The organism is Bacillus sp. B1(2022) (assembly GCF_040259625.1).
In the GTDB taxonomy this organism is placed as follows: domain Bacteria; phylum Bacillota; class Bacilli; order Bacillales; family Bacillaceae; genus Bacillus; species Bacillus velezensis.
The window spans coordinates 173,799-189,539 of the sequence record NZ_JANIFO010000003.1 but is presented as its reverse complement, the minus strand read 5'-3'; the positions used below and the strand labels follow the sequence as shown (position 1 = coordinate 189,539).

Annotated in this window: 14 protein-coding genes; 4 read left to right on the top strand and 10 right to left on the bottom strand. The window is 46.8% G+C overall.

Annotation, left to right across the window (positions count from 1 at the left end):
* Window position 1 precedes the first annotated feature (1 nt).
* The 4 genes from ctaE to cyoE all read right to left on the bottom strand — a co-directional run bounded on the left by ctaE (window position 2) and on the right by cyoE (window position 4,730).
* Window positions 2–625 (bottom strand): cytochrome c oxidase subunit III, encoded by a 624-nt coding sequence (ctaE, locus tag NQS30_RS07060; protein ID WP_003154482.1) that lies wholly within the window; start codon window positions 623–625, stop codon window positions 2–4.
* The gene (ctaD, locus tag NQS30_RS07055; RefSeq protein ID WP_007611227.1) at window positions 625–2,493 is read right to left on the bottom strand and encodes a cytochrome c oxidase subunit I; all 1,869 of its coding nucleotides are present in this window, start codon (window positions 2,491–2,493) and stop codon (window positions 625–627) included. The genes ctaE and ctaD overlap by 1 nt, the downstream gene beginning before the upstream one ends.
* 31 nt (window positions 2,494–2,524) lie before the next feature.
* A complete protein-coding gene (gene coxB, locus NQS30_RS07050; protein WP_003154484.1) occupies window positions 2,525–3,595 on the bottom strand; it encodes a cytochrome c oxidase subunit II in 1,071 nt (356 codons plus the stop codon).
* A gap of 217 nt (window positions 3,596–3,812) precedes the next feature.
* Window positions 3,813–4,730: a heme o synthase gene (gene cyoE, locus NQS30_RS07045; protein ID WP_003154486.1), complete on the bottom strand. Its 918-nt coding sequence runs from the start codon at window positions 4,728–4,730 to the stop codon at window positions 3,813–3,815.
* 343 nt (window positions 4,731–5,073) lie between these two features.
* Between cyoE and ctaA the strand changes: the two genes are divergently transcribed.
* A complete protein-coding gene (gene ctaA, locus NQS30_RS07040; protein WP_015239800.1) occupies window positions 5,074–6,000 on the top strand; it encodes a heme A synthase CtaA in 927 nt (308 codons plus the stop codon).
* Window positions 6,001–6,096: 96 nt separating this feature from the next.
* Here ctaA and pyc read toward each other — a convergent pair whose 3' ends face one another.
* From pyc to glsA, 4 genes are all read right to left on the bottom strand, one after another.
* Entirely contained in the window at window positions 6,097–9,543 is a 3,447-nt protein-coding gene (gene pyc, locus NQS30_RS07035; RefSeq protein ID WP_169510446.1) for a pyruvate carboxylase, read from the bottom strand.
* A gap of 75 nt (window positions 9,544–9,618) precedes the next feature.
* The gene (locus tag NQS30_RS07030) at window positions 9,619–10,830 is read right to left on the bottom strand and encodes an FtsW/RodA/SpoVE family cell cycle protein (protein WP_007611202.1); all 1,212 of its coding nucleotides are present in this window, start codon (window positions 10,828–10,830) and stop codon (window positions 9,619–9,621) included.
* A gap of 205 nt (window positions 10,831–11,035) precedes the next feature.
* Window positions 11,036–11,317 (bottom strand): Fpa/YlaN family protein, encoded by a 282-nt coding sequence (locus tag NQS30_RS07025; RefSeq protein WP_003154494.1) that lies wholly within the window; start codon window positions 11,315–11,317, stop codon window positions 11,036–11,038.
* A 107-nt stretch (window positions 11,318–11,424) separates the two neighbouring features.
* Entirely contained in the window at window positions 11,425–12,354 is a 930-nt protein-coding gene (glsA, locus tag NQS30_RS07020) for a glutaminase A (protein WP_015239797.1), read from the bottom strand.
* Window positions 12,355–12,457: 103 nt separating this feature from the next.
* Between glsA and NQS30_RS07015 the strand changes: the two genes are divergently transcribed.
* A complete protein-coding gene (locus NQS30_RS07015; RefSeq protein WP_043021054.1) occupies window positions 12,458–12,934 on the top strand; it encodes a hypothetical protein in 477 nt (158 codons plus the stop codon).
* Here the strand turns inward: NQS30_RS07015 and NQS30_RS07010 are convergent.
* Window positions 12,929–14,257: a PhoH family protein gene (locus NQS30_RS07010; protein WP_015417407.1), complete on the bottom strand. Its 1,329-nt coding sequence runs from the start codon at window positions 14,255–14,257 to the stop codon at window positions 12,929–12,931. The genes NQS30_RS07015 and NQS30_RS07010 overlap by 6 nt on opposite strands.
* A 154-nt stretch (window positions 14,258–14,411) precedes the next feature.
* Here NQS30_RS07010 and NQS30_RS07005 point away from each other — a divergent pair, with 154 nt between their 5' ends.
* Together NQS30_RS07005 and NQS30_RS07000 are read left to right on the top strand one after the other, a co-directional pair.
* Window positions 14,412–15,035, top strand: a complete 624-nt coding sequence (locus NQS30_RS07005) for a YhcN/YlaJ family sporulation lipoprotein (protein ID WP_012117484.1) — start codon at window positions 14,412–14,414, stop codon at window positions 15,033–15,035.
* A gap of 102 nt (window positions 15,036–15,137) precedes the next feature.
* Window positions 15,138–15,347, top strand: coding sequence for a YlaI family protein (locus NQS30_RS07000; protein ID WP_007409677.1), 210 nt, complete (start codon window positions 15,138–15,140; stop codon window positions 15,345–15,347).
* 41 nt (window positions 15,348–15,388) lie between these two features.
* Here the strand turns inward: NQS30_RS07000 and NQS30_RS06995 are convergent, their stop codons facing one another.
* Window positions 15,389–15,709 carry a YlaH-like family protein gene (locus NQS30_RS06995; protein ID WP_015239793.1) on the bottom strand — a complete coding sequence of 107 codons (321 nt, stop codon included), beginning with the start codon at window positions 15,707–15,709 and terminating at the stop codon, window positions 15,389–15,391.
* Window positions 15,710–15,741 lie beyond the last annotated feature (32 nt).

Sequence of the window (15,741 nt, the reverse complement as noted above, 5' to 3'; positions counted from 1 at the left end):
GTTATCCCACCATCCCCATCAAATATACAACGGTAAAGATAAAGACCCACACGACATCGATAAAATGCCAATATAAGCTGGCCACGTAATATTTCGGCGCATTATAAAGACTGAGCCCTCTTTTTGCATTCCGGATCATCAGCGCGCTGATCCACAACAGCCCGAACGCCACGTGTGCTCCGTGTGTGCCAACGAGCGTGTAAAACGCTGAGCCGAGCGCAGAGCTTGTAATGGTAAAGCCGAATTCGTGAGTGTAATGCATAAATTCATAGATTTCTACCCCTAAAAATCCTGCTCCCAATAAAACGGTAACCAAAAGCCACACCTGCATTTTTTTAAAGGAGAAATTTTTCATATGATACATCGCATACACACTCGTTAAGCTGCTCGTTAAAAGAAGCATCGTCGCGATAAATACGATCGGCAGCTCAAACATCTCAGCCGTTGACGGCCCTCCGGCTTTAGATTCCCGTAAAGCAAGGAATGTTGCAAATAGCGAGGCGAACAGAACCGTTTCCCCGCCGAGAAACAGCCAAAATCCCAAAAACTTATTTTTCCCCTCCAGCGTTGCTTTTTCAGGAGAAGCCGGAAAGGTTTCAGCCGTCATTTTTTCCTGCAGCTGCATTACGCCTTCACCCCTTTATCATCATTCGGCAGATCTTCTTTGTGAATATGATAGCCGTAATCATCGACCACAGAGCGAAGCAGCATGGTAAAGAATGTGATGCCGAGCCCTATGAAGATAACCGGAAGCCCCCATGAATAATCGGAGTGGTATAAAAACCCGAACGCTGCGACAAACAGCCCGAAAGATATAATAAACGGCATGATGGAGCCGTTCGGCATATGAATGTCCTCTACAGGCTCTGCAGGCGCCATCCCTTCATTTCCGGCCTGCTTTTCAATCCACAGCGGGTCAAGTCCCCGGACAAACGGAAGCTGTTTAAAATTATATTCCGGCGGCGGCGAAGAGACCGCCCATTCAAGCGTACGACCGTCCAGCCACGGGTCGTTCCCGACGTATTTCCCCTTTATTGAGGTATAAATAATATTGACGACGAGTAAAGCAGCCGCGCCCGCCATGAAAAACGCGCCGATTGAACTGATCAGGTTGCCGGTATCAAGCCCCTGGCCGGGCAGATATGTGTAAACGCGCCGCGGCATTCCCATCAAACCGAGGAAATGCTGAATGAAGAAGGTAAGATGAAACCCGATAAAAAATAAGACGAACGAAATTTTCCCCATCGTTTCATGAAGCACCTTCCCGAACATTTTCGGCCACCAGAAATGCACGCCCGCCAGGATGCCGAACACAACGCCGCCGATAATGACATAGTGGAAATGCGCTACGACAAAATACGTATCGTGGAACTGATAATCTGCCGCTGCGGCCGCCAGCATGACACCCGTGACTCCTCCGAGTACGAAAGAAGGAATAAAGGCGACGGCATACAGCATAGGCGTAGTGAATTTGACGTTTCCTCCCCAGATGGTCAAAAGCCAGTTGAAAATTTTAATGCCGGTAGGCACCGCGATCGCCATCGTCGCAACCGCAAATATCGCATTAGCGATCGGTCCGAGTCCCGTCGTAAACATATGGTGAACCCAAACCATGAACCCGAGAAAGCCGATCAGCACGATCGCAAAGACCATAGATGAATAACCGAACAGACGTTTCCTCGCAAATACGGGAATGATTTCTGAAAAAATCCCAAAGGCGGGAAGAATTAAAATGTATACTTCCGGATGCCCGAAAATCCAAAACAGATGCTCCCAGATTATCGTATTGCCGCCCAATTCAGGATTAAAGAAATTCGTTCCGAACAAACGATCCAGCATCATCAGCGCCAAACCGACGGTGAGCGGAGGAAATGCGAATAAAATGAGTGCCGACGCCACAAATGTCGTCCACGTAAACAGCGGCAGTCTCATATACGTCAAACCCGGCGCCCTCATATTAATAATCGTGGCGAGAAAGTTGATCCCCGCAATCAGCGTACCTAAGCCTGATATTTGCAGGCCGAGCACGAAAAAGTCTATGCCGTGCCCTTTCGAATTCAGCGCAAGCGACGCGTACGACGTCCAGCCTGCATCAGGAGCGCCTCCTAAAAACCAGCTCAGATTCAAAAAGATGCCTCCGAAGAAAAACAGCCAAAATCCGAGCGCATTCAGAAATGGGAACGATACGTCACGCGCCCCGATCTGAAGCGGCACAACCGCGTTCATCAGCCCGAATAACAGCGGCATCGCCGCCAGGAAGATCATTGTCGTGCCGTGCATCGTCATAATTTCATTAAACTGCTGCGCACCCATAAAATCGTTCCCCGGCCTCAAGAGCTGAATCCTGATAAGCATGGCCTCAAGTCCGCCGACGACGAAGAAAAATCCCCCGGCGATCATATATAAAATCGCGATTTTCTTATGGTCAACCGTCGTCAAATAATCCCAAAGCAAAGAGCTTTTTCTTTGCTGTCCTGTAAGCGTATTCATCATTTACGACCTCCCCCCTGATATCTCCCTGTCCTCACTTGTTCTCCGCTTTCAGCCCTTTTAAATATTCATACAGCGCATCCGTTTCAGCGTCCGAGAGCTTCGGATAAGTGCCTGTCATTTTATTGCCCGGTTTAATGCTGTCCGGATTTTTCAGCCAGGCTTTTATATTCTCTTTATTCGCATCCTTAATGCCGGCCACTTTGACCCGTTCACCGAAGGTAGCGAGGTTCGGAGCCGTTCTTGCCGCTTCAGCCCGTTTATCATTGGGCTCAACCGCATGACAGCTCAGGCAGTTTTTTTCCTTAAACAGCTCTTCTCCTTGCGCGGCTAAACCGGAGTCTGTTGTATGCTTATAATTTTTCATCGCTTTCGTCCATTGTTTAAATTCTTTTGACGGCAGCGGTTTCACTTTGAAATCCATCAGCGCATGTGAAGGTCCGCACAGCTCTGCGCATTTCCCGAAGAAATATTCTCCCGCTTCTTTGCTGCGTTTAGAATCGAAGGTCAGAAAGAAAGTATTGTCATTATCCGTATTCGTATCGATTTTTCCCCCGGCTGACGGAATCCAGAAAGAGTGTTTCACATCTGAGGACTTCAGCTTGAAATAGACGCGTTCATCTGTGGGAACGATCAGCTCCTGACTTGTCACAAACCCGTAATCAGGATACTCGAATTCCCACCAGTATAAATTCGCCCTTACATTAATCACGAGCGCATCCTCTGCTTTACGGTTTTTCTTATCCATCGGCGACGTATCCGCCAGCGCCAATGTATCGATGACAACCGGAATGACAAGAATAATCAGAAGCAGGATCGGAATAACGGTCCAGGTGATTTCTAAAAAACGGTTCCCCTCCACCTGTTTCGGTATCGTGTCTTCCCCTATACGCGACCGTCTGAATCTCACAATGACGTAAAAGAAAATAACTGCTACGACCGCAACGACGACAACCATGATAAGTGTGCTGAGCACCGTCAGATCATATTGTTTATCAGCCACTTCGCCGGCAGGCTTGAGTGTGGACAGAAACGGTTTTCCACAGCCGCTCAATAAAAGCGGCACTAAGGCTAATAATGATAAAAGACGCCAACGCTTTAACATTTCACCCAACCCCTTTTTTGAATCAGTACGAGATGCACAAGCAGTAAATCTGCTTCCAGCCGAAATACTTCTTTTCCTCATTTCTTAAAATATGAGATTTTTTACTTAAAATTCCATCTATGTATAAAAGCAAAGCCGCCTGATTAAACAAAAGGTCAAGGCGGCGTTTACTAGTTGTCATTGTTTGTTTTGGCGATCAAACAAGCTCATTATTCAATTAAAACAGCGTAAAGACCACCATCGCTACAAAATAAATGGTCATGTAATTAAGCGAATAGACAAACATAAGAGTTGCCCACTTCATGATGTTTTTCATGCGGAATCCCATCAGTCCGAGAACAAGCCATCCGACATTCAGCAAAGTGCCGAGAATGACGATCGGAAGACCGAGACTGCCGAGGAAAAACGGAAGCGGCAGCAGGCATGCGACCCAGACGATAATCTGTCTTTTCGTCACTTCAAAGCCGTGCACTACCGGAAGCATCGGAATATTCGCTGCTCTGTAATCTTCCGTCTTTTTAATCGCAAGCGCTAAAAAGTGCGGAATCTGCCAGATGAATAAAATCATGAATAAAACCCACGCGACAACACCGATGTGCCCTTCAACCGCTGTCCAGCCGATTAACGGCGGCACGGCGCCTGATACACTTCCGACAACCGTATTAATCGTATAACGGCGTTTGGTCCACATTGTATAAAGAACAACGTACGTAAACACGCCGATAAAACCGATGACTGCTGCCATCACGGTGGTCATCAAAAGCATGATAAGTCCTAAAGCAATGAGTAAAATTCCTGACCACAGCGCTTGATTCGGCTGAATCTTTCCGGTTACCGTCGGTCTTACTTTCGTGCGTTCCATTAAATGATCAATATCACGGTCGTAATAGTTGTTAACCGCACAAGAACCGGCGATGATCAAAGAAGATCCTATTAATGTAAGAAGCACGGTGTTTAAATTGCCTAAAAAACTCAGACCGGATATATGTAACGCAAGCCACATGCCGGTAAAAGTCGTAATTAAATTCGAATTGACGATTCCTATTTTGATAAGCGAAAGGAAATCCTTCCATGCCGTCGTCTCTTCAATCTGTCCGTCTATAGCTGTATCGTTTAAAATTCTGGAATTAGCCATAACGTAAACCTCCCTTACAAACCTAAAGCAGGTTTTTTAAGACCTGCAACTCTATCATACAAGATAATGACCTGTAAAAAAACATCCTCTTAAATATTAAACGAGAAACAGGAATTTATTTGTGAACTTTTTATGAATTTTACCAAATCCGCCGGTTTCATAATAAAGCGGTTACTTTATTTCTATCAGACCCATCTGGAATAATCAACCCCATTATCTAAGAAGTCCTGATTCTATTATATTTTTGTGAACAAACAGAATTGAGAATTGCCACAAAACACATATTCGCTTACACTTGGTACGTATATCATTTTGTCCAGTTTGTTAAGAAGGTGAATGTAAAATGAATAAAGCTTTGAAAGCGCTCGGCGTGCTGACGACATTCGTTATGCTCGTCGTGCTGATCGGCGGCGCTCTTGTCACAAAGACAGGATCGGGTCTCGGATGCGGAAGGCAGTGGCCGCTTTGCCACGGCCGGTTTTTCCCGGAGCTTAACGCCGCTTCTATCATTGAATGGAGCCACAGACTCGCAAGCGGTGTCTCAATCGTTCTCGTGCTGAGTCTCGCTTTTTGGGCATGGAGAAAAGTCACGCCTGTTTTCCGTGAAACAACCTTTCTCGCCATTATGTCCATTATCTTTTTATTTTTACAGGCGCTTCTCGGCGCATTAGCGGTTGTTTTCGGATCAAATGCGCTCGTTATGGCGCTTCATTTCGGCATATCGCTGATTTCTTTCGCTTCTGTTCTGATTTTGACGCTGCTCATATTCGAAGCTGATAAATCAGACAAAAAGCTCGTCAAGCCGCTCAGAATCGGCAGAAAAATGCAGTTTCATATGATCGGCCTTTCGATTTACACGTATATCGTCGTTTATACGGGGGCTTATGTACGCCATACGAAATCAAGCCTTGCCTGCCCTGACGTTCCGCTTTGCAGCAGGCTGAATCACGGGCTTCCGTCCCATTTTCAGGAATGGGTGCAGATGGGCCACAGAACGGCAGCGCTGCTTCTGTTCGTATGGATTCTTGTCGCTTTTGCACATGCGGTGCGCTCTTACAAAGACCAAAAACAGATTCTTGGGGGCTGGATAGCGGCTGTTGCCTTTGTTGTATTACAGGCGCTCTCCGGAATCATGGTTGTTTATTCAGAAATGGCCACCGGCTTTGCACTTGCCCATTCGCTCTTTATTGCCGGCCTGTTCGGCGTCTTATGCTATTTCTTATTATTAATCGCCCGCTTCCGCTATGAATCAAAACAGCGGAACATCTGAGGCACATGAAAAGGCCGAAGCATTAGAGCTTCGGCCTTTACACATAAAAAACCTGATCGCACACGGGGGCGGATCAGGTTTTTTTAGGTTCATTTTTTACGCTTTTTCAATTTCGATCAGTAAATCGCCTGTCTGAATCGGTTCACCGTTTTTCACATGAATCTGCTGTATCGTCCCGGAGAACGGCGCCTGTACCGTCGTCTCCATTTTCATCGCTTCATTAATCATCAGATGGTCGCCTTTATTCACCTTTGCCCCGGTTTCCGTTAACAATTTAATGACGGTTCCCGGCATGGATGCCGCAATGTGGCTCGGGTTTGTCCGATCTGCTTTTAATTTTTCCTGTACGGACGATTTAATGCTTTCATCTTTAATGACCACCTCGCGCGGCTGGCCGTTCAATTCGAAATAAACGACACGTGTCGCATCTGGCTGCGGTTCACCGATAGATACAAGCTTCACGATCAGCGTTTTTCCGCGCTCAATTTCCACTTCGATTTCTTCACCGAGTGTCATGCCGTAGAAGAAAGTCGGTGTGTCCAATACGGAAATATCACCGAAGCGTTCCGCCGTTTTAACATATTCAGTAAACACCTTCGGATAAAGAGCATACGCGATTGCGTCCTGATCACTCAATTCCATCTGATGCGTTTCTTTCCATTCTTCTTTAATACCTTCAAAAGATACCGGTTCAAGCAGCTCACCCGGTCTTACCGTGATCGGCGTCTGTCCTTTCAGAACGAGCTTTTGCAGTTTTTCCGGAAATCCGCCGTGCGGCTGGCCGATCTGTCCTTTAAAGAGCTCAACGACTGAATCCGGAAAATCAAGCGTTTCGCCTTTATCATAAACATCTTGTTCTGTTAAATTGTTTTGCACCATGTAAAGCGCCATGTCTCCGACGACTTTGGAAGAAGGTGTTACTTTCACGACGTCGCCGAACATGCGGTTGACGACGCTGTACATGTCTTTCACCTCATTCCAGCGATCACCCAGGCCGACTCCTTTTGCCTGCTGCTGCAGATTACTGTACTGGCCGCCCGGCATTTCATGATTATAAATCTCAGTATGCGGAGACTTCATCCCGCTTTCAAATTCACTGTAATACTGACGGACGGATCCCCAGTATTGCGACAGTCTTTCCACCTGCCGGACATCCATTTCAGGACGGCGGCTGTTTCCTTCAAGGGCATGATAAAATCCGCTTGCGCTCGGCTGTGAAGTCAGACCCGCCATTGAGCTGACGGCGACATCCACGATGTCCACACCCGCTTCAACAGCTTTGGCATAGAGAAAGACGCCATTGCCGCTCGTATCATGCGTGTGAAGATGAACGGGAATATCAATCGTTTCCTTCAGCGCTGAGACAAGTTCGTATGCGGCTTGAGGTTTCAAAAGACCGGCCATGTCTTTAATGCCGAGAATGTGGGCACCAGACGCCTCAAGCTCTTTCGCCATAGAAAGATAATATTGCAAATCATATTTCGTCCGGGTCTTATCAAGAATATCTCCCGTGTAACAAATCGCAGCCTCCGCCACTTTTCCGGTTTCACGGACGGCATCGATGGCCAGCGTCATCCCTTTTACCCAGTTCAGGCTGTCAAAGATCCGGAATACGTCAATACCTGACTCCGCTGACTGCCGGACAAATTTTTGGATGACATTGTCCGGATAGTTTGTATAACCGACGGCATTTGATGAACGAAGCAGCATCTGGAACAATGTGTTCGGCACTTCCTTGCGAAGATCTTCAAGGCGTTTCCAAGGGTCTTCTTTTAAGAAACGGTACGCTACATCAAATGTCGCGCCTCCCCACATTTCAAGGCTGAACAGTTCAGGCCACAGGGCAGCCGTAGGATTCGCGATTTTTTTCAAATCATTGGATCTGATCCGGGTTGCAAGCAGGGACTGATGGGCATCCCTGAACGTTGTATCGGTCAGGAGCACGGATTTTTGCTCTTTCACCCAGTCTGCAAGCCCCTCGGCGCCTCTTTCCTCAAGGATCTGTTTCGTACCGCTTGCCGGCTTTTCTTCGATACCTAACGTAACGGTCTGAGGCTTATCAAATGCAGGTTTTTCTTTTTTCCCGATTCCCGGAAAACCGTTCACCGTGACATTGCCGATATAGGAAAGCATTTTTGTTCCGCGGTCCTTCTGTTTTGGGAAAACAAACAGCTCAGGCGTTGTGTCGATAAACGATGTGTCATATTGGCCCGTCAGGAATTTTTCATGCTTTGCCACGTTTTCAAGAAACGGAATATTGGTCTTAATGCCCCTGATCCTGAATTCCTGCAGGTTGCGGACCATTTTCGCTGATGCCTGTTCAAACGTCAGCGCCCATGTCGACAGCTTGACAAGCAGTGAATCATAATAAGGCGTGATGACGGCGCCCTGGAAGCTGTTTCCCGTATCAAGGCGGACGCCGAAGCCGCCGCCTGAGCGGTAAGCCATAATTTTACCCGTGTCAGGCATAAAGTCATTCAGCGGATCTTCAGTGGTCACACGTGATTGTATCGCATACCCGTTTGTAAAAATGTCTTTCTGCTCAGGGATATTGACGGCACGGCTGTGCAGTCCGTGGCCCTGCGCCACGAGGATTTGCGTCTGAACGATATCAACCCCCGTTATCATTTCCGTAATCGTATGCTCCACTTGCACGCGCGGGTTCACTTCAATAAAGTAAAATTCACCGCCCGCTACGAGAAACTCCACGGTCCCTGCGTTGATATAGCCGACATTTTTCGCAAGCGCCACAGCCGCTTCACAGATTTCGTCCCTTAATTCAGGCTGCAAAGATACACTAGGCGCCACCTCAATGACCTTTTGATGGCGTCTCTGAACGGAACAGTCCCGCTCATACAGATGAACGACATTGCCTTCTTTATCTCCGATCACCTGAACTTCAATATGCTTAGGATTTTCGATCAGTTTTTCAACATACACTTCATCGTTTCCGAATGCGGCTTTCGCTTCTGATTTGGCCCGCTCAAACGATTCTTTCAATTCGCTTTCGTTTCGGACGATTCTCATTCCGCGGCCTCCGCCTCCGAGCGATGCTTTAATAATAAACGGAAATCCGTGGACTTTTGCGAATTGTTCGACATCTTTTAATGTTTCAGCCGGTCCGTCACTCCCCGGAATAACGGGGATGCCGGCTTTTTCTGCCTGCTCCCTCGCCTTTACCTTATCTCCGAACATATCCAAATGCGCTGACGTCGGTCCGATAAATACGATGCCCTCTTCTTCACAGCGTCTCGCAAATTGGATATTTTCAGAGAGAAATCCGTAGCCCGGATGAATGGCATCTACGCCGTTTCTTTTTGCGATCTCAATAATCCCTTCAATATCAAGATACGCATCAATCGGTTTTTTGCCTTCTCCCACAAGATAAGCTTCATCCGCTTTATAGCGATGATAGGAGCCCGAATCTTCTTTTGAATAAACGGCTACCGTTCTGATGTTCAATTCTGTGCACGCCCGGAAAATCCGGATCGCAATTTCTCCCCTGTTTGCTACTAACACTTTTTGGATGGATTGTTGTGACAAACTTTTCTCCCCCTTGGCCTAATAAATATGTAGTTTATAATAAAGGAATATCCGCCCTGTGTATACACTTGTTTTTTAGAGATACACAGATTTTTCCGTCTGCCGTCTTTTTACCCCCTTAGACGGAACGGGCTCCCTCTTTTTCTTCTTTTCTGAGTACTTGACATGCATGCTGACATTCACCAATATACCGGCGCTCGTTAATAACAAAAACATTGATGAGCCCCCGTAGCTGATAAACGGCAGCGGAACACCTGTGATCGGAATTAAGCCGCTGACACCGCCGAGATTGATAAAGGTCTGAATCGCAATCATGCTGGATATCCCGATTGCCAAAAGGCTCCCGAACGGATCTTCACATTTTCTCGCAATATAAAAACCTTTTAACACGACAAAAGCCAGCAGCACAATGACAAACAGGACGCCGAAAATGCCGAGCTCCTCTGAAATAACCGCCATAATAAAGTCTGTATGCGATTCAGGCAGATAACCGTATTTTTGAATGCCTTCTCCAAGACCGAGACCGAAAAAACCGCCTGAGCCGATCGCATAATACGAATTTATAATCTGCAGGCCTGATGTGCTGGCGTATTTAAATGGATTTTCAAGGCTTTCAAACCGGCTCATACGCCCGGGTGTCAAAATATCGTCCCATTTCAGATAGATGATCGGGCTGACAAGGAGCAATACGATTCCCGCCATGAGCACCAGCCTGAGCAGGGTCCTTCCGCTGAATCCCGAACACATGATGACGCAAAACGCGATCAGACCGATAATCATCGCCGTTCCGAAGTCGGGCTGAATGGCGATAAGCGCACAAATGACTACGGTGACGATCACCGGCGGAGCAACCCCCGTCAAAAGCTGATCGATGTAGCTTTGTTTCTTTGCGTATACCGCGGCAAGGTACAGTATCAGGGTCAGCTTGACAAATTCCCCCGGCTGAATGGCCATTCCGCCGATTTTAAACCAGCTTTGCGCGTTTCCGGCAACATGTCCGAAAACAAACAGCGCGCAAAGCGCAGCCACTGACGCAAGCAGTATGAATTTCTGAATCTTTTGATGGGCGAACACTTTGTACGGAAAAACGGCCGCGATGATAAACAGCACAAACCCTGCGATGACGGCGAACAGCTGCCGTTTAAAGAAATAGTCGCTGCTCACGCCGTAACGCATAACGGCGGTAATCATGCTTGAGCTGTATACCATTACCAATCCGAAACAGCACAGCAGAATGATAGCGCATATCAATGAATAATCGTAAGATTTTAACATTCTTTTAAACATAACATCCTCTTTCCTGCTTAAAGCTTACGTTTAATACCTATTGCGTATTATATTTTACTATAATTCATAAACATTTTACGCAGTTTCTTTATAGTTTTTCGGATGAAATGCAGATTAAGAGACCGTCTTACGAAAAGAAGATGCAAAAAAAACGGTTTACGGTTATAAAAAAACCCAAACCGTTAAATAGTTTGAGTTTGATCATTTATTTTCCTGTAAACGCGTCATGCAAAGCAGACAGTTCTCTTTCAAGTCTGTCCAGCAGCTCTTTGCCGTCGTTTTCGTCAACTAATCCCAGGCGGACAGCAAAATCGATTTCCCTCGACAGTCCGAACATCTGAGTATCCAAGACCTCTTCATACAGAGGACATTGAGGCATCGTTAAGTTATCCATTTGTACTCGGATCAGCTTCAAAATCTTCTCAGCATCTAACTTCAACAGCTCGAATGCTTTCTGCTGATGGTCAACTATAATCTCTGAAGCCAAAAGTATCCCTCCGTTCCCCAGGCGAGTACCTAATTCTTCTATTTATCATAAAGGGTATCAGATGAAATTGCAAGAGGATTTAAGCAGATGTTATGATAAAAAATGTTTCAAAAAATACTCAGCCTGTATTTCTCAGACATGATTTCCAAAAGCTTCACACCCGCGATGCTGTTGCCTTTTTCATCAAGCGCCGGGCCGAATATACCGATTCCGAAGTTGTACGGCGAAATGCCCATGATCCCTCCCGAAACGCCGCTTTTAGCTGGAATGCCGACCTTAATTGCGAATTCCCCGCTCGCATTGTACATGCCGCATGTCACCATAAACGTCTTGCAGATTCTCGCCACATCTTTTTTAATGACCTGCTCCCCGGTTTCCGGATGCTTGCCGTCAAGGGCGAATACACAGCCGATTTTGGCTAAATCCAGACTGCTCATCTTAATCGCGCACTGTTTTGTATACAAATCCATGACCTCTTCAACATCGCCTTTAAAAATGTCATACTGCTTCATGTAATAACACATGGCCCGATTAATCATGGATGAACTGAATTCCGATTCCGCGACATGTCTGCAATATGTAATGTCCTGATTATTCGCAAGTCTTCTGATGAATCCGAGCAGGTAATCCAGGCGGTCTTTCGGCGAATGCCCTTTAATGAAACCCGTAACGATGAGAGCTCCCGCATTAATCATCGGATTTAAAGGCTTGCCCGGATTCACTGTTTCAAGCTTAATCATGGAATTAAACGGGTCGCCGGTCGGCTCCTGACCCACGCAGCTGAACACCTTTTCCTTTCCGTAATCCATCAGTACGAGCGCCAGAGAAAGCACTTTCGAAATGCTCTGCAGCGTAAATGTCCGGTCGGCGTCTCCTGCCGTCAGACATGTATTTTCCGCATGATAAATCGTGACCGAAAGGCTGTCTTGTTCAGATTCAGCCAGAGCCGGAATATAGTCTGCCACTTTGCCTTCTTCGGTCCTTTTTTTCGCTTCTTGAACTAATGCGTCCAGCTCTTGGTAATGCCGGCATACCATGTCGATCATCCTCACTTCGCTGCCGTTGTATACATCTAATTTGCGACGCAAAGTGACAATTCATGCGAAAACTTTTATACTTTAAGTAAAGGGGGGCTTCACCATGAGCGTTATTCAAGTAAAAGGCAATGTTACATACCCGATTACAATTGATCCGAGTGTCTGGATTTTCGATGACCGTAAGTTTCCGTTTGAAAAAAATCAGCCTGTTCATCCGGACGGCTCTGCAGAAACCCAGGAGCATACGCTTGATCCGGAACGGGTGATCAGAGAAGGGCGCATTTCGCCGCCGACTTTAAAAAGCGAAAAACGTTATGAAAAAGAAAGACTGATGAACGGCAGCTTCGCCATGAAGCTCGGCGCTGTTTTAGCAAATGCCGAGCCGAAAGAAAGCGCTGTCCTGTGCGCATTTATTTCAAAATCAGAAAGAACCGAAGTGGCGCTTGAAAAGGCGATGGACGCAATCGCGCATTTCAGCGATGGGGGGAAACCCCTTCAAGACGGCGGCCCGGTCCATTTTTACGTGGACGGAGACTTAGAAAAACCGATAACGGGCGTCACAGAAATCGAAGTTTTATAACAAATCGGCTGCAAGCTGTGCAAGGCCGGATCTCTCACCTTTCACAAGCTTCACGCTGCCGGAGACGGTTTGTTCTTTAAACCGTTCTACAACATAAGCAAGTCCGTTGTTTAAACTGTCTAAGTATGGGTGATCTATTTGCTCCGGATCGCCCATCAGGACAATTTTGCTGCCCTCTCCCACCCGAGTCAAAAGCGTTTTGACCTCGTGCCTCGTCAAATTCTGAGCCTCATCAATAATAATAAACTGATCCGGAATGCTTCTCCCCCGAATGTATGTCAGCGCCTCCACCTGAATCGATCCGATTCCTGCCAAAATCGCTTCAAGTTCACCCGGCTTTTTCGCATTGAATAAAAATTCAAGATTATCAAAGATTGGCTGCATCCACGGCTTGAGCTTTTCCTCTTTTTCGCCAGGCAAATATCCGATATCCTTTCCCACCGGGACGATGGGACGCGCGACGATCAGTTTTTTATAAATACCGAGATCCTCCGTCTGCAGAAGCCCTGCCGCGAGAGCAAGCAAGGTTTTTCCCGTTCCCGCTTTTCCGATCAGGGTGACGAGCGGGATATCTTCCCTCAGCAGGAGTTCAAGCGCCATTGTCTGCTGGACGTTCTTCGGCCTGATTCCCCATACGTGCTCATCATCGAAAACGAGTCTTTTTACGGTCTCGCCTTTCTTATCTGTCATGCCGACCGCAGACGAAGATCCTCCTAATTCATCTTTCATCAGCACAAATTGATTCGGATAAACCTGATGCTGCTGAAGCTCCTTGACTGAAATTTGTTTGTCTTTATAAAACGAGGCAAACCGCTCTTTATTCATAAATATATCTTTGTACCCGCTATATATTTCATCATGGTCAACGACTCTGTCGTTTAAAAAGTCCTCCGCCAAAAGCCCGATGGCATCCGCCTTTACCCTGACAAGCACATCTTTGCTGACCAGGATGACGAGGCGGCCGTTTTCTTTCGTTTCCTCCTCAAGGCTTAAATTTTTTGCCACCGCCAAAATGCGGTTATCATTCGTTTTTTCGATAAAAATTTCTTGGAGCTGGTGAAATGACCGGTGGTTCAGTTCAATTCTGAGCGTTCCTCCGCTTTCAAGCGGAACTTTCTCGTGCAGCCTTCCTTTCTCCCTGAGCCCGTCTATCAGCTTAGATACGTGCCTCGCATTTCTCCCGACCTCGTCCATATACCGCTTTTTTGAATCGACCTCTTCCAGCACGACGGCGGGGATGACAACTTCGTTTTCTTCAAAGGAAAAAATGGCGTTAGGATCCTGCAAAAGTACATTCGTATCTAACACATAAATTTTACTCAAGTCTCAGCCTCCTGAAATAAGGATCAAAGCCCATCGTGTGCTTCTCTTTCCGCGAAAAACGGGGATGCCTGCTAAAATATATGATTTGGTGAATAAAGATAGAAGGTTAATTCAACAATAAAATAAATGAAAGCATTCAAGGAGGAAATCTGACGTGCGAATTCTTTTCATTATCATACAAGCCTTGTTTATCCTTACCGGCTGCACTGCTGTACAGGACGGCCGCGGCCGCAATATTCAGAACGAATCAGCCGATCAGCGCGATGCAAAACCGATCCATGTGAAAAATACGGCTCCTGAGACAGCTGAAAATCCCGGCCGGACAGACATCGCTAAGCATCTCGTCGAGGTAACCGAAAAAATCCCCGGCATTTCAGATGCCACCGCGGTTGTACTCGGAAGATACTCCGTTGTCGGTATCGATGTGGATGACAATTTAGAAAGAAGCAAAGTGGAGAGCATTAAATACACGGTTGCCCAGGCGTTAAAAAACGATCCTTACGGCGCCAATGCCGTTGTCGTGGCTGATCCTGATACGGTTTCCCGTCTGAGAGGCATGGGCAGCGACATTAAGGCCGGCCGCCCCGTTTCAGGCATTTTGGACGAACTTGCCGCCATCGTCGGCCGTGTCATGCCGGAAGTCCCGAATGATGTGACCGACAATGAAAAAGAATCACCGACTCAATCGAATGATGATCAGCTGAACCAAAGAGACCAGAACAAGCTGCAAAACGAACAGAACGATCAATCGGATCATCATATGAAAAACCGCCGGTAAAAAGCAGCGCCCGCTCCAAAGGAAGGGCGCTGCTTTCTTTCCCTTTGGCAGGAGGAGCATCCATGATATAATGCTTGTCATAGTGAAAGAGGTGAAAAATCAATGAGAGTAAAATGTTCCATTTGCGACAAAATCGAACAAATTGATGATGAAACACTGACAGCCAAACGCCTCCGCAATCGTCCGATTCATACATATATGTGCCGGGAATGCCATGACCGAATCAAAGTCAAAACGGAGGCGCGGCTGAATACCGGACACTTTTCCTTTCATCCCGGACAAAAAGCGAAAAAAGATAAACTGAAAAAATAAACCGAATAAAAAATGACCCGCCGGAAGGCAAGGTCATTTTTTTATTGCGGTTTAGCTGACTGGCTTTTTTTGGACTGGTGCAGACGGATTTTGTAAATGATCAAAATCAAGGCGGCGACAACAAGCCCTTCTCCGACCGGCAGAAACACACCGAAAAAAGTCAGTACGGTGCAGCCGAGCACGAGAAAGAGATAAACTGCCGCAGCCTTCAACACCGGCAGCCGTTTGGCAAAGCCGAGTTTAAATACAATTACCGAAAGCACGACGATCGTTCCGTATAACAGCCACATTCCCGTCAGCGGATGCTCATCCACTTGGTAAAGAGCCGCAAAGAACGACAGCCGTTCACTTACTTCATTCAAAAGGATCCCCCTCCCCTTTTCCGTTCGGGTTC

Bases quoted from the DNA above. Each gene is read 5' to 3' on its own strand.
- ctaE (WP_003154482.1), bottom strand. From the start codon at position 625: ATGCAGCTGCAGGAAAAAATGACGGCTGAAACCTTTCCGGCTTCTCCT.
- ctaD (WP_007611227.1), bottom strand. From the start codon at position 2,493: ATGATGAATACGCTTACAGGACAGCAAAGAAAAAGCTCTTTGCTTTGG.
- coxB (WP_003154484.1), bottom strand. From the start codon at position 3,595: ATGTTAAAGCGTTGGCGTCTTTTATCATTATTAGCCTTAGTGCCGCTT.
- cyoE (WP_003154486.1), bottom strand. From the start codon at position 4,730: ATGGCTAATTCCAGAATTTTAAACGATACAGCTATAGACGGACAGATT.
- ctaA (WP_015239800.1), top strand. From the start codon at position 5,074: ATGAATAAAGCTTTGAAAGCGCTCGGCGTGCTGACGACATTCGTTATG.
- NQS30_RS07030 (WP_007611202.1), bottom strand. From the start codon at position 10,830: ATGTTTAAAAGAATGTTAAAATCTTACGATTATTCATTGATATGCGCT.
- glsA (WP_015239797.1), bottom strand. From the start codon at position 12,354: ATGGTATGCCGGCATTACCAAGAGCTGGACGCATTAGTTCAAGAAGCG.
- NQS30_RS07015 (WP_043021054.1), top strand. From the start codon at position 12,458: ATGAGCGTTATTCAAGTAAAAGGCAATGTTACATACCCGATTACAATT.
- NQS30_RS07000 (WP_007409677.1), top strand. From the start codon at position 15,138: ATGAGAGTAAAATGTTCCATTTGCGACAAAATCGAACAAATTGATGAT.